We start from the raw sequence: 19,874 nt of genomic DNA on the forward strand, positions 1-19,874 counted from the left end.
ATGTCTCATTTCTTATGGTGCAATCTTACTAACAGGCCATTTAGGAAAATGTTCATTCCATCTATCAATATTAAGAACACGGCAACTTTGGGCTAATGATTTATTCCATCGTCTGCTCTTTCTTCCGATTGGTAATTCTTGTTTTAAAGATTTAGTAAATTTTAAATTCAAGGCATTGTCAAAATTTAGCAAACATATGTAATGTATGGGTTTTTCGACTTTATCTTCTGCATGTCTATATAAATATGAGTCCCTGTATTTATACTTAAGGTAATTTTTTAACCATTTAAAAGCTCTTCTCTTTTCTTTCAACTCATCATCAGATTCAAAGTTTTGAATATCGTAAGCAGAAGCAAATTCATCTTGATAATCTTTAATTTCAATATAGACATATGCTTCATCGAATTCGGCTACAATATCAACTCCTTTCATCGGGGCACCATGAAAAGTGGGCTTTGACTTATCTTTTTCATCAAAAACAAACGCCTCTAAAGCATCAGTGAATTCGAACCGAAAACCGTCGGTTTCTACTGCGATCACTTGCCCAACCCTCCCATATCTTTCACAATTTCTTGATCAACTAAATTTTCAAATGCTTCATCAATAGGGTTAGGTTGCAAATCAAGATATTCATCCGTTGTATTGACTTCTATTTTCCCACTTGATTCATCACGATAAAGGGAGTGATACTTAACTTGGTCACCTTTGCTTTCACTTGCTAGCAGATCAAACCATTTGAGGAAGACATAATCATGGGTGGCTATCACTATTTGCAAACCTTGTCGTGATAATTCTAATAATATCTCAACTAACATTCTCATTAGCTTAGGATTCAAATTTGACTCTGGCTCATCCCAAAATAATGTACCGGTAATACCCGGTTGTATCGCCCCCGTTTCTAATAACCTTGCTAACATGCCGACTTTACGAAAACCTTCGGCCACAACATTGGCCGAATATTCATTGTTATCCGATTTAAAGGTTACTTTTCCGCCACCGTAAAAGATAAATTGACCACCAACCACCTTATTAATTTCTTCAATTGCCCATTTAGCTTTTGCTTGAAGTTGGTCGGCTCTTATTTCTGGCAAATCTAACGATAGACAAATATCTTGATAGGTTTGATCAAAAGAAAGCTCAAACCTTTGATACAAGCTGCTAAAGCCTTTCATAAAAGATAATACTTCTTTTGTTGGTATATAGACTGGTGCAGCTTGGCTGTTACTCAAATTACCATCACCCGATAATACTAGGTTTTGTGAATTATTATGAAAACTAAACTCAAGTTTATTGTCATTAAAAAATGTGGTGGTCACTTTTGCATTTGATTCCGCACCATTACGATGTAACTTTCCTAATTTGTCATCTAATGGCATAAAAAGCTTCGTTAGCCTTTCTGTCATCTTTAGTTTAATTACATCACTATCTGTTGAAGATGTAGCTAATTGTTGACGGGTACTAGCCACCGCATAAGCAACTTTTAATAATTGTGTTTTACCTGTGCCATTTTCACCAATAATGATGTTAATCTTCGGACAAAAATCTATGTCTACTTTATGAAACAAAGTGAAATTTTCTAATGTGATGTTACTTATCATAACTGTATATGCTTCCCTTCTTTAATTGCCGCTAACAAAGCCTTTTTGTATGCTTCAATATAACCATTTACATCACTTTGTGTTGCTAACCAGGGCTTATGGTAGTTAACTCGTATTTGTTTGGTTGAAATACTCTGTATTTCTGGTTTAGTCGCTTGCTTGGTTGGCTCTTTAACTGTTTGCGTATTTTCTGTATTATCATCATCGCCCACAAACAGCCCCGGTTGCGGTTGAACTTGTGAACTTGATGTGGTTTTCGTTGGACTAGCTTCCGGTGCTAATTCTGGTGTCGGTTGGCTCCAGAACATTAATTTTTGTACTAAGGTTGAATAGGTGTGATCCTCAAACCGACGAGCTTCGTCGCGTAACATGGCGATAAGCGATTGCTGGTTTAGCTTTTCAGTTGCATGAGTAAATTCATTAATAAGTTCATTTTGTTTATCACCATTGAGTGATTGATACTCTTCAAAACCTATTAGCTTTTCTTGTAACTGATGGATAATTTTGAAGGCCTTGTTACGCTCATCTTTCACTAGGTCGACAATTGTTTGTTCTAAAATATCAGTATCTATTTTTAATTGTTGTATCGCACTGCCTTTAAATATTGCAGCATTGACTAAAGCGTCTTTAATTTGTTGATATTCAGTGCCTTCAACATACTCGATATTAGCGGTTTGTTGATTGATAACTTGGCTAGCTTTATCGTAGGTCGCTTTTTGAGGACCTTGCATAAATTTAACCATTGGATCGATGATTTTTTCTTTGTAATCAAACCAAGTGTCTTCATCTTGCGTGAGTTCAGTAATAAACCATGCATAAGGTTTAGTTTTAAACTCATTTAATTTTGAAACTATCTCGCCTAACGCCCTTAAAAATGGGTATTTTTCTGATTGAGACTGCAATTTATCTAAGTTTATAGCTTGTTGGGCGAATGACTCTTGAATCTCTTTTGCCATCGCTTTGGCTTCGGTAGCATGAGTAACTTTTTCAAAATAATCACGATAGAACTCTTTAACGGCTCTTAGTTGTGACGGCGTAAATTCGACCTGAGGTTCAAGGATTAAATTAGCATGAGCACTGATATTGCGTAATGCTCGCACGAGGTCGTTGTCATCTAGCAAATTAGTTGCCTCGCGAACTTCAACTTTACCTCGAGCACATAATTCAGCAAGATTACATAAGATAGCCGCAAATGACCAACCATTAGGCTTGCTTTCAAACTTTTCTAGTAATGATTTAACCGTGGTTCGGATACCAGCACGATTATTACTTTGAATGAATGAGAGCATTTCTTGTTGAGGCTCGGGCAATTGAGTATCATCATCGAATAGGCCCTGGGCAGCATTTTTAATAATATCAGCAATATTATTTTCACTGTATTTGATCTCTCGCAGCATTTTAAGATTGGGATAGGTATGTTTTATGAGCTCCCCAAAAGCCTTAACAATTTTACTTTGACCGTCCTCGCCACTTAACTCTAATTCAACCCCTGCAACAAAATATTTAGCAGATCCAACAAGTTTAGCTATTAATGTTTTTAGTTGGTTTAACCGTCCAACATTTTGAATGCCCTTGTCAGTTAATATCCGTTTAATGCTTTCTTGCTGTGTAGTGCGAGTTTCGTGTGCCACATATTTTTCTGTTTGCTTAAATAGCACTAAATCACTCAATAAACGCACACTTTCAGGTAATACAATCCGTAATTCATCATTAAATAATGTATCTGATTTATGTTTTTCGATGGCGTCTGGATGCTCATGAAAAGGTGTAATCGCATTAATTGTTAATTCATATTCACGACCTGATAAATTATCATCTAAACGGCGACTAAATGCATAATCTTGGTTGTTTTCTAAAAAACGAATTTTACGCGTTTTAAGTACACCATCAAATATCAACTTTTCCAGTTCTGACGCAATAACGTTGTTATCTACGTCAGTATTTTTGATTTCTTTTTCAATGTCTTGTTCTTCATCTGTTAAGTATTCAAATAAGTCACCATTACGTTGCACATAGGTTTGTTTCTCTAACAGGTTTAATGCTTCTTCAACTTCAATTTTAAGTGAAGGAATATCACGAGAGAAGCTGTCGTACATTAGTACACAAAGATTTCGAACCGTTGGCTTAAATTCTTTGACATATTTCACTAAAAACAGCGCTTTGAGTAAGCGAATTGCAAACTTGTTATCAAGCTGAAGTTCTGCTTTAAGTATTGACTGCTGATTGGCTGTTTTTAGCGCGGTACGAATTCCTTCAAACATTAAATCGAACGTTGCTAGCTCCCCAAGTTCATGATCTTTTATGGTAATGGCTACTGCTTGGAAAACACCTAACATTGAACGTTCACCAACAGAGCTATGTTTACCTTCAAATGCACTATGCGTAGACAAGTTTTGAATAGCAGATTGGAACAGACCAAACTGATAGGGGATAAATGGATAGCTTTGTAAAAAGTGCTCTCGGTCTTTAAAGTTTCTATATGATTGTGAGCCGTCTGAAAAATCAAATAACGTTTTAAAATTATTCTCTTGCTGGTGGTATAAATCAGTTAGTTGCGGTAAAAACTCCTCTTTTTTCTCAAGTAATCGGCGCTGAATGACCTCTGCAACATCTTGGCTGGTAAGCTTCATTCTATTTTTAAAGCGCGCTTGAATTTTAGTAAAATCGTTACTATGCTGTTTACCTACGTCTCCTAAAACAGATGACATATCTTCTTGAGCAGTCACTATTATCCAAGATTGGCCTTTACATTTAGTTGCTAAACTTTCTGCCACTGTTTGTAAGTTAGTCATTAATTTAACATTACCAGCAATGTACTGCCCAACTTCATCGATAAAGAAGTTAAGACGAAATCCTTCATCCTGCTGATCGATATAATCTTTAACTTGGTCTGCAAAATCTTCGATTGATAACCGATAGTCAGCTCGGTATTTATCTAATATGCCCGTGACATTTTGGCCTGATATCTTGTTATAAGCATGATCAATCGCATTGCTCATTCTTTTAGCTCTGGCACGACCTTTTTCCCAAAGCATGCCACTGGTATCCTTAAATACTTGGGCAAAGTCCTCTAATAAACCATCTTCACTTAATTCACGTTCAAATTGAGCGATATATGCTTGTTTACCATAATAGCCACGATGCTCATCAAAGACTTTTACAAAGACAGCAATTAATGCATCTAGCTCGGTTTTACTGATTACGTCGGCTTTTTGGTCAATGTTAAACAGAATACTTTCGGATGGAATATTCACCGCTCGTTTCAGATCATTAGCAAATATTCCACCTTCATTAAGAGGTGTCTTATTTAGGAATATATCTAATGGAGATGTGTCTTCAACCGATTTATTTTCCAGTAAAAGAGCCAGCATTTTAAGTAAATGTGATTTACCACAACCAAAAAATCCGGAGATCCAAACGCCGTTGGCATTATTATAATTTAAATAAGCATCAAGGAAGTCATCCAGCCTCTTAGACACTTCCAATGTAATAACATACTCATCGAGCTCGAGTCTTAGACTCGCATCATCATCGGCTTTAATAACGCCCTCAATTGGACGATCGACTTTTTTCTTAAATAGTTGTGATAACTTCATAATTATATCTGCTTAATCCTTTTCTTAGCCTATTATATTGCACGATCTAATATATTGAATGCTCGGTAATACTTGTCATCTTCAAGTTTGCCAAATAAAACTAATGATGCACCGGTTTCAAGAGAGTGTTTATATTCACCCGGAAAAAACATCAGTGTCGGTTTGTCTTTGGCATTTTTTTGTAAATTGCTGAGTATATTGTTTGAACGAATGTATGGAAACACTTCCCCAATCCCCGAAATTATTAAAATTTGAAACTCTTCTTGTTGCATTTTTTTTGTAATAGCCGGGGTGATAATCGATTCAATATCTAGAATTCCCTGTAATTCTTCTTTTAGCTCATCTCTGTCGAGCGTCGTTTCGTTTTCAAGTAACCACTCCAAGTCACCTTCTTCCTTTAGAATTTCAATAACGAGGCTATACAGGTTTATCTCTAATACCTTGACTTGAATATCTGACAAATAATTTGTCAATTGCTTTATTAATAAATTGACGTCATTTTGTAATACAGGATCAAATGGACAAATATGAAACGGAATATCCCCATTTAAGCCTTCCATATTTAAAAAAGAATCACTTTGTAATACGTCAGTCAAATGAACATACGCGTCAGATAAATTAGCTTTGGTTAAACCACTATTAAATTTGTTGGCCATGATTAAAACTCTGCTCCAGGGTAAATTCTCATATCATCAATATTTGTTAACTGGATCAATTCTCTTAGTTGAGGAGAAAGGTTTTGATGCAATAGTTCTTTGTCTTTGTTTACTAACCCGCACTCGGCTAACATTTTGAACATAGTTTGCTGGGCTTTGTATCTTGATTGTTGAGTAATGTTGTCTAGATTACTGTGCCATTCTGCTTTAGCGTTAAAAAAAGCATTATAATCTTCTGTATACAATTGGAATCTACTCTTAGTGAAATGCTCAGACAAAACCTCAATGGCAAATTGATATGTAAATAAGTATTGACGACAGATAGCCAGCCAAACCAATTGCTTAGCGTCTGAATCTGATGTGGTCATTAGCGACAATTCATCATCAGTTAAATTTTTGAGACGTTTAGAAACCTCACCGTATATTGTGCGGGATGTACTCTCGGTTCGAGCTTGTAAAAGATTATTTTTTAAAACTTCGTCACGAACCAACTTCCAATCTTTAAGGTGAGTGTATTGCTCTGCTACTAATCTACTTTCATGAATTAATGCTGGTCTTAATGTAAGTGACAGCTTGTATTTGGTATCACTCATTTACGACTCCCTTCCGACGACTCGGAAGCACTTCCACTTATAACCCATTCATCTACTTCAATAGCCTTGAACTTCCAAAAGCGACCGATGCGATGTGCAGGTAAGCCTTTCTTATCACGCCATGCGTAAATTGTGTCTTTACTAACACCTAAATAACCTGCAATTTCCTCGACAGAAAGCCAACGCTCAGTCATGATTTCCACCAATAAAATAATTTATAAACAACCGCGACTATGCCATGTAATTAAGGACATGTAAATCGGGTTTGGTAGGCATAAGTATGAATAGGTTAACTTAAGTATGCATTAGAAGCTGTGATAGCTATTATCATCCTTAATTATTTTCAATTACTGTCACTTTATATGTACGTTATTGTGTGTTAAAGATCCTTGATGTCCGACTTTTCGTAACTAACAAAATGTACGGAGATATTTCTAAGCCTTGCTGCACTATAAATATTGAGCGGCACTGATTCATTTTTATCTATAGCTTGTAAACGAAAAAATAATGAACATCTGCCGTTTATTCATATTTATTGATTAAATAACGCTGAATATTTCTAGATCCAAAAGCCTCTGCTATTGCTAAACAATTAATATCTTCATTAGTTACCGGATGCTTGTATGAAATCAATGGATCGCCGCCATGCTCGATCATCGCTTAAAAGGCATGGAAAAATACCGTTACCGCGAAGATGCAGTCGAGGTGGCAACTGCTTTCTTCGATAACGCTGATGGCCTAGTGCAAGACGGTCCAATCCGTGAGACCTACAACCCACTAACAGGTGAACAACAAGGCGCACCAAATTTATCTTGGAGTGCTGCTCATCTATACATGTTATATAACGACTTCTTTACTGAAGAAACTAAGTAATTGAAGTTCCCCTAGCTGAAGCAAGGGGATTCTTGTCGTCTACGGTTTAGGCATTGCAATATTAAATTGCGTTAGTCTTCTAAAACCTCTTACAAGCATTTAACGTGTCGGTACTACCTACCGCCACAAATTATTTAAGCTGCTAGTCTTAATCCCTCTTTATGGATATTGATAGCAGCATTATGATCTCTATCGTGAACAGCGCCGCATGCGCAAGTCCACGTCCTGATCGCTAATGACCACTGCCCAGCGTATAACGCTCCACACTCGCTGCACATTTTAGACGAAGGAAACCACTGGCTAATAGCTGATAATTTACGCCCGTACCAATCAGCCTTATATTCTAACTGCCTTGCTATTTCACCGAAATTAGCATCATGGAGATGCTTTGCCAACTTGCGATTTTTCACCATATTTTTGACTTTCAATGACTCGATCCCTATCACTTGGTTTTCGTTTATAAGTGTCGACGTCATTTTATGCGTAAAGTCTCTACGGGAATTCGCTATCTTTTCGTGAAGCCTTAGCGAGTTTTTTCGCATATCGATTTATTAAGCGCGGGTTGTTAAATTTAACGCCATCCGAGCAGATCGCTAAATCTTTAATGCCAACATCGACACCGACCGTTTTATTAACAATCGGCAGCTGTTTTATCGCTTCTTTCACTAATATTGAAACAAAATACTTACCTGATTTAGTCTTGGATACGGTAAGTGAACTTGGTTTTCCAGTGAAGTAGCGCGACCACTTTATTTTAAGCGGTTGCTTCATTTTAGCGAGTAATAATGATTGTTTATCTGCATCCCATTTGAACCCGTTACTCATGTAACTGGCTGATTGATAATTATGCTTTGATTTAAATTTAGGGTAACCAAACCCTGACTTAAAAAAGGACTGAAAACCTTTGTTAAGGTGTTTTAACGCCTGTTGCAAAGGCACGCTTGATATGTCTTTCAGCCACAAAAGGTCGGGGTTCTTTTTAAGCTGAGTGAGGTTCTTACTCCAATCGTTATAATTGGTTTTATTGCCTAGTTCATACTGCGCTTTAGAAAACGCCAATGCTGAATTATAAGCGACACGCACACAACCAAATGTCTGAGAAAGCATGACTGCTTGCTCGTTATTCGGGTAAAATCTGTATTTGTACGCGATTAACTTCAAAATAACACCTTAATTAACTGTATATAATTCCAGTATCAAGTTCTAAATTTAGACCTTGTCACTTTGTATGTCAACAGAATAAAAGCCAGAGCGCTTATTGCTTCGCAATAACGACTTACATTCCCGACATAAATGACGGGGTTTTACGTCAAAGATGATAAAGTAAAGTAAAAAAGAACAATGGAATAACTAACCAATTTAAATTACGGTTAGTTCGATAATAAAGGTCATCACTATAAAATGATGACCTTTTTATTTACCCACTAATAATGCTAATCTAACTGTCCTTCAGTCAATTAGCAGTCGATGTAATGAAAGCACAATCCAAATCACGCTCTAAACTATTTTCTCAATTATTTTCCAAATTACCCTCTAAAGAAAGTCCATTTGTGTTTCTCGCCCTTGCCGGCATAGTCATGACCATGACCTTTTCCGCCTGGAATGCCCTGCTAAATAACTTTGCTATCGAGAATGCTGCGTTTACCGGGGCTGAAATTGGCACGCTGCAATCGATACGTGAAATACCGGGTTTACTGGCTTTCACGGCTGCGTTTATATTGCTGGTATTAACAGAACAAGTCTTGGCCATTATCGCCTTGTCGTTATTATGCATAGGGGTGGCGATAACGGGTTTCTTCCCGTCTGTTTATGGCTTGTATGCCACCACAGTGCTGATGTCGATAGGTTTCCATTATTACGAGACCATCAACCAATCATTAAGCCTGCAATGGTTTAGTAAAGCCGAAGCACCTGCACTGCTAGGCCGTCTGTTAGCGATTAAATCATTTGCAGCGCTCTGTACCTTCGCCGGTATTTGGCTAGCATTTAGTGTGTTTGATACTGACTACATCACTGTATACATGGTCTGTGGATCACTCGGGTTAGCTATCACCGCGTGGTTAGCAACCCATAAGCCTAAAACCGAAAACACGCATGTACAACATAAAAAACTCATCTTGCGTAAGCAATGGAATGGACACCGCCTCACCCTTTCGCGCTGTTGATTATGGTGTAGGCTGTAAGCAGGTGAATTTTATTTATCATAGGTGACATATTATGAAAAATATAATTAGAGTTGGTGTTGATTTGGCAAAAAACGTGTTTCATATTCATGCTATTGATGAGAATGAAACAATAGTTTGGCAAGGAAAATACAATCGCACCACTTGGTTGAAGGCGATTGTGAAACGAGTACCAACAACCGCGGTAATCGGCATGGAAGCTTGTGGTTCAGCTAATTATTGGGCAAGAGAGCTCACAGCACTTGGTTACAGTGTTAAATTAATAGCCGCTCAATTTGTTAAACCTTATGTTAAAACAAACAAAAATGACAAAGTTGACGCTGAAGCCATTTGTGAAGCAATCAGCCGACCTAATATGCGCTTTGTTAATATAAAAACAGTTGAGCAACAAGATATTCAATCTAAGCATCGTGTTCGTGAAGAATTAATTTGCCACAGAACTGCAAAATCAAACCAAATCAGAGGGCTCGTCAGTGAATACGGCATTGTAGCGCCTATTGGTATCGCTTATTTACGAAAAGCGATACCAATGTGGTTAGAAGAATCCGACAACGGTTTAACATTTGATTTTAGGGCTTTGTTGCTCACGCTCCAGGAAGATTTAATTCTTGTAGATGAAAGAATTGATTTACTGACAGCACAAATTAAAAATAATGTTGCAACTAATCCCATAGGAAAAAAGTTGATGAAAATTATCGGGATTGGTCCTTTGGTCTGTAGTGCATTGTTAATGGCACTTGGTGATGGTAAGCACTTTAAGAAAGGCAGAGATTTTGCAGCATCTTTAGGCTTGGTTCCTAGGCAATACAGCACAGGTGGGCGTGCTAATTTACTCGGCATTAGTAAGCGAGGTGATGGTTATTTAAGAAAATTATTAGTTCATGGCGCTAGAGCAGCTTTTCGTCATGTCAAAGATAAGACAGACCCTTTAAGTTTATGGATAAAACACTTGAGTGAAAAAAAACACCCTAATGTTGTTATCGTTGCACTTGCTAACAAATTAGCACGAATTTCATGGGCGTTAGTTGCTAACGACACCGAATACACAGAAACATTGGCCGCTGGTTGATTGTATTAAAATAATTTTCATATTCGAAGTTGTAGGTAATACTTAGGTTACAAATAGTAAGCACATTATTTAAAAATTGCAAAAGTAAAAGAGAGATGGAAAATAGGTTAAACCATCACTAGAAAAACCCTAACTGAGCGAAGAGTTAATAACTCGTGTAAGCGATTGGGATCTAGTGTGCGAATGAAGCCATTGAGGTTCGATGCTAAATAAAAGCATTATTTAAGAAACCGAATACACGTGAGCAGTCATACCTTCATTTTCATTGAAATTTTACTTGCAATAGAGGTTGTGTCCATACACGCTACAGTTTGTATTATTTACTGACGTTTCTATCCGGGGCTCGCAGACAGATCTTCGTGGTCTTCGCTGGATTTTTAATGGTGGAAAAATTTGGCTACGGCGTTACTGAGATCACAGCACTCTTCATGCTTAACCATGTCATCAATCTGTATTTAGGCCCTAAGATCGGCGCGTGGATTGGACGCGTAGGTGAACGTCGTGCGTTAACATTGGAATACAGCGGACTTATCTTGGTGTTTATTGGTTATGCCTTAGTGGAAACGGCAGAGCTTGCCGCGGTACTGTATGTCGTTGACCATCTATTCTTTGCCATGGCGATTGCACTCAAAACCTATTTCCAAAAAATTGCCGACCCGAAAGATATCGCTGGCAGCATGGGCGTGAGTTTCTCAATTAATCATATTGCCGCGGTGGTTATCCCCGTTATTTTCGGCATGATCTGGTTATACAACCCATCGTTAGTATTCTACGCAGGTGCGACGATTGCTGCATTATCGTTAATCTTAAGCCAATTTGTAGCGACTAATCATCTAGAAGATCAATCAAATCGTGGCTAAATAAACATTTAATTTGACCAAAACCATATTCAACCTCTTCTAACGATTATATTCAGGCGTTCCTGACCGATCCAGGAACAGCCGTAGCCGGATTACCGATAATTAGAACCATTAGTCGGCTTTTATATGGTCTAGTACGAGTGATCCATCAAAAAATCGATGTCTTGATCTGCTGTTATGTATTGATGTACATTTCCACTCTTAAATAATTTGAATGGCTTTTTATTTGTCGTTTTATAGCTAAGTGATGAGCCATCTATCTGCAATACACTGCCTTCAGGTATGGCAACTACAATTTCATGAGGATTGACCACCAAAAATTCTAAAATCCGCTCATCTCTTGTCTCTCCCATGTGTCCCTCTAAACTGGCTTCTATATAATGAGGATTTATCTGAAATGGTACGAGATTTAATGATGGCAAGATTGCAGCCGTCACTATTGGCATATCATTTGTAGTCCTTATCGTTGGAGCCCCAATATTTGATCCTGCGCTCCATCCTATATATAGTTTATCTTTCTTTAAGACAGCCTTTCTAATGGGTCCAATTAAACCAAGATCGTGTAATTTTTTATTTAAAACCCAAGTATTTCCGCCGCTGACCAATATACCATCGGCTTCTTCTATTGCTTTAACTGGATCATCTTGATCTTCTATATTTATTACCTCACAACCAAATTGACTAAAACTTTGCTGTACAGCCTGAGTTCTAGTCTTGTGATCCTCCCTGATAACAGCGTAGGGAATAAACACTAATTTCTTCGCCTTTGTCTTAGAGATAACCTCTTTGATCCAGTCGAAGCCGTACTCAAGAATTTTGGTATTATCTGCTAGTTTACCATTGCTAAAGAGCATGATATTCATATATATGTCCTCTGTTATAGTTAGACCACACTTAGTTTCGTATTCAGATCAATCATTTCGCCTTATTATTCGTTATGGCTAATTTTAAAATAAAAATAGCATTTCTTATGTGATAAGACTCACATAAGAAATATAACCATAAAGTGGTAGTATGGCCATGTTTTTTTATGACAAAATATAATTCACTAGCATTATTGTAGAGGTGTATATGTGGTCCATCATCATTGCGTTATTTGTGACTATCATTGTCGCAATTTTTGTTTTAAAGGGGTATAAAGCTCAAGTTATACTAATAGCGGGAGGAATAGTATTAATGGTATCAGCAATGCTGATAAATCAAGGTTTGCCATTACCAGCAGAAGTATCCACAGGTTCAAAGTGGTTGGATGTATTTCAGTTTATTAAGATCACTTTCTCGACTCAAAGTGCAGGGCTTGGTTTAAAGATCATGGCCATTGCTGGTTTTGCATTTTATATGCACGAAATAGGTGCTTCAGAATCACTCGTTCGTGTTTTGACTCGTCCGTTAATACACATCAAACATATGCCGTACCTGTTTATGGCGATGTGTTTGATGTGCATTAATGAGAAGCGTAGGCTTAAGCCCTCTTTCAGCTTGTGCACCGATAGCAACAGCCGTTGCCGTGGAAATGGGGCCAGCACAAGGTAATGTAAGTTTTGCCGCCGAGATCATTGGTATAGATGTGGTGGACTACGTTGTTAACTACCAAATACCAGTCGCAGCAGCATTAATTGTAATCGCAGTATTGCAGGTATTGGTACAAAAGTATTTTGATGTAAAATCGGGACATATAGCGAGTGAACATCTCCATTTAGCGGAAGATACTCAAACAGAGAACTCAGATAACAAAGTGCCAGTTATTTATTCTATCTTACCTGTTATTCCGCTTGTGCTTATCTTTACCTTCAGTAAATTGATGATTGATACTGTAAAGATGGACGTAACCACGGCAATGTTAATTTCAATTGTGATCTCTTTGATTTTTGAATTTGTAAGAAGAGATAATGCAAAAGAAGTGGTTGACTCTATACAGATATTTTTTGATGGCATGGGGCGTCAATTTGCTAACGTTGTGACCTTTATCGTTGCTGGTCAGACTTTTGCACAAGGCTTAAAATCAATTGGGGCAATCGATGTTATCGTTAATGCGGCTGAACATGCGGGTTTTAGCCCCATTATGATGACCATTGTGATGGTATTGATCATTATGGTTTCTGCGATCTTAATGGGTTCCGGAAATACAGCATTTTTCTCATTCGCAAATCTAGTGCCTGATATAGCTGGTAAAATGGGGATCGCACCAGTAATGATGTTGCTACCGATGCAATTTGTAGCGGGCATGAGTCGGAACATCTCTCCTATCGCTCCAAATATGGTTGCTATTGCAGGCGTGGCAGATGTTTCACCATTTGATCTCGCGAAACGAACAGCAGTGCCAATGATGGGGGGTATCATTATCTCTATATTTGTTAGTATTCTTCAATTTTAATCATCACTTTACGCACGATACCAAAAAGTGGCTAATCGCTATCGCGTGGCTATTAACTGCGTTAAAGAAGCAATTAAAAAGCCAGTGACGATTGCTCGTGACTGGCTTTTTAATATTTTCTTCAGCGCTTTGTTAGCACTAAATACAACTCATTATTTGCTTGCGATATATTCTTCGTAAGTACCGTCGAAATCAATGATACCTTCTGGCGTGATATCCCAGATACGTGTCGCAACTGTAGATACAAACTCACGGTCATGAGAGATGAACAGTAATGTACCTTCATATTTCTCAAGAGCCATGTTCAATGCTTCGATTGATTCCATATCCATGTGGTTCGTTGGTTCATCCATTAATAATACATTCGGTTTTTGCATCATTAATTTACCGTAAAGCATACGGCCTTTTTCACCACCAGATAGTACACTTACTTTCTTGCTAATATCATCATTAGAGAATAGTAAACGACCAAGGAAACCACGAACAGTTTGATCGTCATCGCCTTTTTCTTTCCACTGATTCATCCACTCCATTAGCGTCATATCTTCTTCGAAGTATGATTCGTGATCCTGTGCATAATAAGCGATGTTTACGTTTTCAGACCATTTGTACTCACCCGAATCTGGAGTAAGTTCGTCTACTAACATACGCATTAATGTTGTTTTACCAACACCATTAGTACCGATAATTGCAATACGCTCGCCAACTTCGACCATAGTCTTGAAGTTAGAGAATAATGGGCCATCATCAAAGCCTTTTGTTAGGTCTTGAATTTCTAATGCATTACGGTAAAGCTGTTTTTCTTGCTCGAAACGAATGAATGGCGTTTGACGGCTAGATACTTTAATTTCATCAAGCTCAATTTTATCAAGACGTTTAGCACGTGATGATGCTTGTTTTGCTTTAGAAGCGTTTGCAGAGAAACGAGCAACGAATGCTTTAAGCTCTGTAATTTGCGCTTCTTTTTTCGAGTTGCTTGTTAGTAGTTGCTCACGCGCTAATGCAGAAGCAAACATGTAATCATCGTAGTTACCTGGGTAAACACGTAATTCACCGAAATCTAGATCAGCCATGTGAGTACAAACACTGTTTAAGAAATGACGATCATGCGAGATGATTACCATTGTGCTTTGACGTGCGTTTAGTGTTTCTTCTAACCAGTCAATCGTGGCGATATCCAAGTTATTCGTTGGTTCGTCAAGTAGTAAGATATCTGGATCAGAGAACAGTGCTTGTGCTAGTAGTACACGTAGTTTCCAACCTGGAGCAACTTCGCTCATTAGGCCGTAGTGTAGTTCTACTGGGATACCAACACCGATGAGTAGTTCACCCGCACGAGATTCAGCTGTGTAGCCGTCCATCTCTGCGAATTCACTTTCTAGATCGCCAACACGCATACCATCTGCTTCAGTCATTTCTGGGTTAGCATAAATTGCGTCACGTTCTTCTTTCACTGCCCACATTTCTGCGTGGCCCATGATCACTGTATCAAGTACAGTATTGTTTTCGAATGCGAATTGATCCTGACTTAATTTACCTAGACGTTCGTTTTCATCAAGCTTCACGTTACCAGAGCTTTGATCTAAATCGCCGCCTAGAATTTTCATGAATGTTGATTTACCACAACCGTTAGCACCGATTAAACCGTAACGATTACCGCCACCGAACTTAACTGAGATATTTTCGAAAAGTGGCTTGGCACCGAACTGCATTGTAATATTGGCTGTGCTAATGATGGGGAACGCTCCTGTCCAAAAATGGACTAAATATAAATTACTGAATTTTAAGTTGGCGGAGTGTAGCATCTTATGTGACGTAAATCACGTAGTCTGATTGGTAAAATTAAAAGGATTTAAAAGTGATGGGGATAACTGGAATTTATTTTTAAAAGGTGGCAATTTGATGATATGCAAAGAAGCAATAATCCTTTATCACTTCTTTGTTAGAGTAAATATCGTTCATCCTATTATGGGCAATCGGTAATAATACCGGCGTTACCATCACTCAATGAGCTTGGCTCTGCACCTGAGTCCGCTTTGCTGTATAAGCACTGCCCTGTTGCATTATCCAATTTTGGTCCTGCCATACCGGGACTTGTGGTATAACCCCAAGAGTTAACCGAAATGATATCCCAAACGTCAGTACCATTATGCTGTAACCAAGGTCCACCCGAAGCTCCACCTGATAAACCACAACTTGGTAACCACCAATTGACCGCACCTTCGGTTGTCATGCCTTCAGCACAATACATAAAGTGCGGATCATCGGCATAGGAGTAACCTAAGCCATAGCTATGATCAACCGCACTACTGGTGCCGTCCCCTTCATCATGTCGAGCAGCAACAAAGTTAATGCTTAACGCCGGTACAGCGTTCGCTAGAATGTCAGAGCTGGCACTAGCACCACTATGTGCCCCCGTATCATTGACAACATAATAAGCATGATCCCATTCGATATTGTTAGGGAACGTCGTCTGTGTCCAACGTCTATCGACAATACCAAATTCAGTACTCCAACAACCAATCACATCGTTACTACAATTGGTATCAGTACCTGTACCGGAATCACTTTGATTTGGTATAAACAACACGTTACGGGCAAAGGCTTTATTGGCATCGTCATAAACACAATGTGCCGCGGTCAAAATGAGTGAGCGGCCAGTGGTGGTATCTTTAACCGCCGTACCTGAACATACATAACCGTTCCACTGTCTTTTTCGTTTGTTGGCTGGCATTTCAAAATAGATACGTCCTGCAGCCCATTGCACATCAGCACTGATATTTTGCGCACTAATACTCCAATTACCATTCACAACTATATCGTCCGTGGCAGGCGGCTCAATGGCATTACCGCCAGCATCGACATCAAGGCATGCTTCTTGAGATGTACTTCGATTGCCTCCACGTTTAGCGGTATCTTTCGCGGTCACGTACCAGCACCATCCACCATCGGTAAAATCTTGGATCGTCGAGGTCCAAACATCGCCATTGGATGCACTCGCAGCAAAACTGTAACTACTCGGATTAGCCGTCGGACCAGTGATGTAAAAATCAACCTGTGATACGGCAACATTATCGGTTACCGTCGCATTAAATGTAATGGTGGTATCAAGTACGCCACCACTAGGTGACATATCTGAGATCAATGGCGCGGTGCTATCCTCATTACGCTTTGGTTTTCCTGCTAATGGCTCAACGGTATGACCATAAGGCGTTAATTCACCCTGCTTAACTCGCATATAGCCTCGCCCACGAGGATCGATAAGTAAGTCTCTGGGGATCGCCGCATTGCGTCGTGAATTATCCCAATGCTGTATAACACGAGCATGATGTGGGTTAAGCCCCGCGTTTGGGTTAGGGGCTGAAAACGCGGTATGAATAGGAAACATGGCAAGGCTGGAGATGACAATAAAATTAATGTTAACGGAGGGCATAGGCATAACTCACAATGAAAATGAAGATAAGGTCCCTCTCATCATCTATTTGGTAAGTATAGCGGTTAATTTTCCTTAGGCCACAGCAGCTGGTACTTGCGAGAATAACAGCCCAGCACCAAGTAATACGAATACCGAACCCATGATTTTATGTTGGTAGATATGGAAACGTTCGTTGGTTAATAATGATTTACCTAAGGTACCAACAGTCACTACTAGCAGTAAGTTAAACATTAAACCTAACACATTAAGCAGTAAGCCTAGCGCCAGCATTTGTTCACCTGAAGAAGTCTCGATATTTGATGATACAAACTGTGGTAGGAACAACACAAAGAACAATAAGGCTTTAGGGTTTAATAAGTTACTGAATACCGCTTTACGGTACAGTGAACGCGCCATTTTGCTGGTTTGATCTATTTCAGGCACCACGACTGAGCTGGTACGTAAACAATCCCAACCCATTTTTAATAAATATAAACCACCCACTAAATGCAACGCTTTAAGTGCCATCGGGCTCATGGCGATCATCGCAGACACACCCATAGCCGCTAATAACGTTAAGATAATACCTGATGTGGCATTCCCTAAACTAGCAAAGAACCCTACCTTGCGGCCATAACTTAAGCTTGAGCTGGCAATTAATAACATGTCAGGGCCAGGGATCAGTAATAACGCTACAACAGCAGTTAAATACATAGGTAGAATAGCTAAATCAATCATGAAAGGTTCGCATTACAAAAAAAGGAACTGGATTGTAATACAACTAGCGATATTTTCATCTACTTTTTAACTAACAAGCGAAATCAACCGCTATGCGCGAAGCAGGTGCTAATCGTTCGCGCTAAAAATGTAAAGTAGTAAGCGATTAAAAGTTTTCTTTCATGTCCAGATAACAGCTGCGAATGTGTTCAATTAACAGCTGCACTTTTTTCGCTGGTTTACGGGTATACGGATACACCGCATAAATACCAATCACTTTCGCTGTTTGCTGTGACAAGACTTCCACCAGCTTGCCATTATCAAGTTCGTTGTAGACCAAACATTTTGGTAGGTAAGCTAAGCCCTTCCCTGCCAACGCAGCTTGCTTAAGTGCAACGGCATTGTTAGAACTAAAATTACCCGATACTTTAACGTTATACGTGGCATCGTCACGGGTAAATAACCAGTTGAAAGCACCATTGGTTTGGCAGGTATAACCTAAGCAATTGTATGGTACTAGCTGTTCGGGGAATTGCGGTTCACCTTGCTGCGCAAGATACTCAGGACTGGCGCAGATCATCCAACGCGAATTAAAGATATGACGCGCGATCAGGCTTGAGTCTTCTAAATGGCCGGTGCGGATCACCAAGTCATAACCATCAGCCACTAGATCGACAAAGTCATTATTCATCGACATATCAACCGTGAGTCCCGGATGTTTTTCACAGAACTCAGCTACGGCTCTGGCTAATAACAACTCGCCCGAGATAGTCGGTACTGACATCTTAATATGTCCCGCTAAGGTTTCGCTGTAACTGGTCACGGTATCAAAGGCATTTTTCGCGGTTTGGGCTATGCCTTTAGCGCGATAAAATAACATCTCGCCCGCTTCGGTTAAGGTCAGTTTGCGGGTGGTTCGGAAAATTAGCTGTACGCCAAGGTCTTCTTCTAATCGACTGATACGTTTACTCACCACAGACTTAGTGACCTTGTTCGTCTGTGCAACTTTACTAAACGACCCTTGTTCTATTACTTGGGTAAATAACACTAAATCATCAATTTGCGGCATTCAATTCTCAGCTATTTTTTTTGGGAATATTTATAATTATACCCAAGCTACTTCAATATGCACAATCAGCAAACCTAAAGGAGAGGATATTTCGAATTTTATAACACCGAGAATGCCTTCTTTCGCGTTGGCCGAAGGAAGGCAGAGTCGTGTTCTATTACATATCAGCGATCACAACATAAGCGGCATGAATAGGTCCATGCACACCAATCACCTTGATTAATTCAATATCGGCGGTTGAGCTTGGACCCGAGATAAAGTTAATACAAGACGGTAAACGCTCACCCGCTTGGGCTTTATCATGTAACCGTTTAGTGGCTTGGGTCATACGTGGCACAATCTGGCTTTGCGGGATCAAGAACACCGATGTTTCGGGTAACAAGCTCACCGAACGACCATAAGAAGCTGCGCTGTACAATACCATCGTCCCCGACTCTGCTAATGCCTGTTCGGCAAACACAATACCGACTTTTGCCTGCTCTGCTTGCTTGATATTAATGTCATGTGCTTGGTCTGTATCCCAAGTATAAACATCATCAAATTGCAGTTTAAGATTATTCGTTACTTGTAATTCAGCTAAACGGCGATCACCCGATACCACAATTTTACCGGCATTAAAACCAGTACAAATACTGGTTAAGGTTTCGCTCAACTCCTCTTTATTACAGCTAACACCCAACGAGTTTAAATTAGTTTTCGTGTATTCTAAAAACACATCTGCAAGTTGCTGCTGACTAAAATCCGCCATCACATCATGATGCGGATTATGAGGTAACGGTGGACGCTCAACACCTTGAGTATTGAGTTCACGACCCAGTTTTTTAGCCAATGAACCCAGAAAGCTATCGCGATTATGTATCTTACCTTGCAT

The 19,874-nt window shown here is 39.1% G+C and carries 17 protein-coding genes and 2 pseudogenes; 5 read left to right on the top strand and 14 right to left on the bottom strand.

Going from position 1 to position 19,874, the window contains the following annotated elements:
• Positions 1-12: 12 nt before the first annotated feature.
• From MORIYA_RS08595 to MORIYA_RS08620, 6 genes are read right to left on the bottom strand one after another with little or no spacing between them, the layout of a single operon-like run.
• Positions 13-540 (bottom strand): hypothetical protein, encoded by a 528-nt coding sequence (locus MORIYA_RS08595; protein ID WP_112714383.1) that lies wholly within the window; start codon positions 538-540, stop codon positions 13-15.
• Positions 537-1,598: an AAA family ATPase gene (locus MORIYA_RS08600; protein WP_112714385.1), complete on the bottom strand. Its 1,062-nt coding sequence runs from the start codon at positions 1,596-1,598 to the stop codon at positions 537-539. The genes MORIYA_RS08595 and MORIYA_RS08600 overlap by 4 nt, the downstream gene beginning before the upstream one ends.
• Entirely contained in the window at positions 1,595-5,194 is a 3,600-nt protein-coding gene (gene brxC / locus MORIYA_RS08605) for a BREX system P-loop protein BrxC (RefSeq protein WP_112714387.1), read from the bottom strand. Before brxC ends, MORIYA_RS08600 begins: the two co-directional genes overlap by 4 nt.
• A 32-nt stretch (positions 5,195-5,226) precedes the next feature.
• Complete coding sequence (locus MORIYA_RS08610) at positions 5,227-5,850, bottom strand: DUF1788 domain-containing protein (protein ID WP_112714389.1); 624 nt, start codon at positions 5,848-5,850, stop codon at positions 5,227-5,229.
• 2 nt (positions 5,851-5,852) lie between these two features.
• The gene (locus tag MORIYA_RS08615) at positions 5,853-6,443 is read right to left on the bottom strand and encodes a DUF1819 family protein (protein ID WP_112714391.1); all 591 of its coding nucleotides are present in this window, start codon (positions 6,441-6,443) and stop codon (positions 5,853-5,855) included.
• On the bottom strand, positions 6,440-6,637 hold the full coding sequence (locus MORIYA_RS08620) for a helix-turn-helix domain-containing protein (protein WP_112714393.1): 198 nt from the start codon (positions 6,635-6,637) through the stop codon (positions 6,440-6,442). Before MORIYA_RS08620 ends, MORIYA_RS08615 begins: the two co-directional genes overlap by 4 nt.
• 451 nt (positions 6,638-7,088) lie before the next feature.
• Between MORIYA_RS08620 and MORIYA_RS08625 the strand changes: the two genes are divergently transcribed.
• A complete protein-coding gene (locus MORIYA_RS08625; protein ID WP_232011567.1) occupies positions 7,089-7,316 on the top strand; it encodes a hypothetical protein in 228 nt (75 codons plus the stop codon).
• Positions 7,317-7,450: 134 nt separating this feature from the next.
• Here MORIYA_RS08625 and MORIYA_RS21335 read toward each other — a convergent pair whose 3' ends face one another.
• A complete protein-coding gene (locus MORIYA_RS21335) occupies positions 7,451-7,858 on the bottom strand; it encodes an RNA-guided endonuclease TnpB family protein (RefSeq protein ID WP_331838540.1) in 408 nt (135 codons plus the stop codon).
• On the bottom strand, positions 7,809-8,477 hold the full coding sequence (locus MORIYA_RS08630; protein ID WP_232011568.1) for a transposase: 669 nt from the start codon (positions 8,475-8,477) through the stop codon (positions 7,809-7,811). The genes MORIYA_RS21335 and MORIYA_RS08630 overlap by 50 nt, the downstream gene beginning before the upstream one ends.
• Positions 8,478-8,788: 311 nt before the next feature.
• Between MORIYA_RS08630 and MORIYA_RS08635 the strand changes: the two genes are divergently transcribed.
• The 3 genes and pseudogenes from MORIYA_RS08635 to MORIYA_RS08645 all read left to right on the top strand — a co-directional run.
• Positions 8,789-9,481 (top strand): MFS transporter, encoded by a 693-nt coding sequence (locus tag MORIYA_RS08635; protein WP_331838541.1) that lies wholly within the window; start codon positions 8,789-8,791, stop codon positions 9,479-9,481.
• 52 nt (positions 9,482-9,533) lie between these two features.
• Positions 9,534-10,568, top strand: a complete 1,035-nt coding sequence (locus tag MORIYA_RS08640; protein WP_112712331.1) for an IS110 family RNA-guided transposase — start codon at positions 9,534-9,536, stop codon at positions 10,566-10,568.
• A gap of 302 nt (positions 10,569-10,870) precedes the next feature.
• A pseudogene (locus tag MORIYA_RS08645) lies at positions 10,871-11,428 on the top strand (MFS transporter); the annotation flags it as partial.
• A 131-nt stretch (positions 11,429-11,559) separates the two neighbouring features.
• Here the strand turns inward: MORIYA_RS08645 and pepE are convergent.
• Positions 11,560-12,291, bottom strand: a complete 732-nt coding sequence (gene pepE / locus MORIYA_RS08650; RefSeq protein WP_112714395.1) for a dipeptidase PepE — start codon at positions 12,289-12,291, stop codon at positions 11,560-11,562.
• Between the two features lie 208 nt (positions 12,292-12,499).
• Between pepE and dcuC the strand changes: the two are divergent.
• Positions 12,500-13,802 (top strand): annotated as a pseudogene (gene dcuC, locus MORIYA_RS08655) (C4-dicarboxylate transporter DcuC).
• Positions 13,803-13,954: 152 nt separating this feature from the next.
• Here the strand turns inward: dcuC and MORIYA_RS08660 are convergent.
• From MORIYA_RS08660 to MORIYA_RS08680, 5 genes are all read right to left on the bottom strand, one after another.
• On the bottom strand, positions 13,955-15,538 hold the full coding sequence (locus MORIYA_RS08660; protein ID WP_112718521.1) for an ABC-F family ATPase: 1,584 nt from the start codon (positions 15,536-15,538) through the stop codon (positions 13,955-13,957).
• 230 nt (positions 15,539-15,768) lie between these two features.
• Positions 15,769-17,235, bottom strand: a complete 1,467-nt coding sequence (locus tag MORIYA_RS08665) for a hypothetical protein (RefSeq protein WP_232011569.1) — start codon at positions 17,233-17,235, stop codon at positions 15,769-15,771.
• Positions 17,236-17,310: 75 nt separating this feature from the next.
• Positions 17,311-17,955 (bottom strand): LysE family translocator, encoded by a 645-nt coding sequence (locus MORIYA_RS08670; protein ID WP_112714399.1) that lies wholly within the window; start codon positions 17,953-17,955, stop codon positions 17,311-17,313.
• Between the two features lie 145 nt (positions 17,956-18,100).
• Positions 18,101-19,003, bottom strand: a complete 903-nt coding sequence (locus MORIYA_RS08675) for a LysR family transcriptional regulator (protein ID WP_112714401.1) — start codon at positions 19,001-19,003, stop codon at positions 18,101-18,103.
• 157 nt (positions 19,004-19,160) lie between these two features.
• Positions 19,161-19,874, bottom strand: a complete 714-nt coding sequence (locus MORIYA_RS08680; protein ID WP_112714403.1) for a LutC/YkgG family protein — start codon at positions 19,872-19,874, stop codon at positions 19,161-19,163.

Source organism: Moritella yayanosii, from assembly GCF_900465055.1.
GTDB classification, from domain to species: Bacteria; Pseudomonadota; Gammaproteobacteria; order Enterobacterales; family Moritellaceae; genus Moritella; species Moritella yayanosii.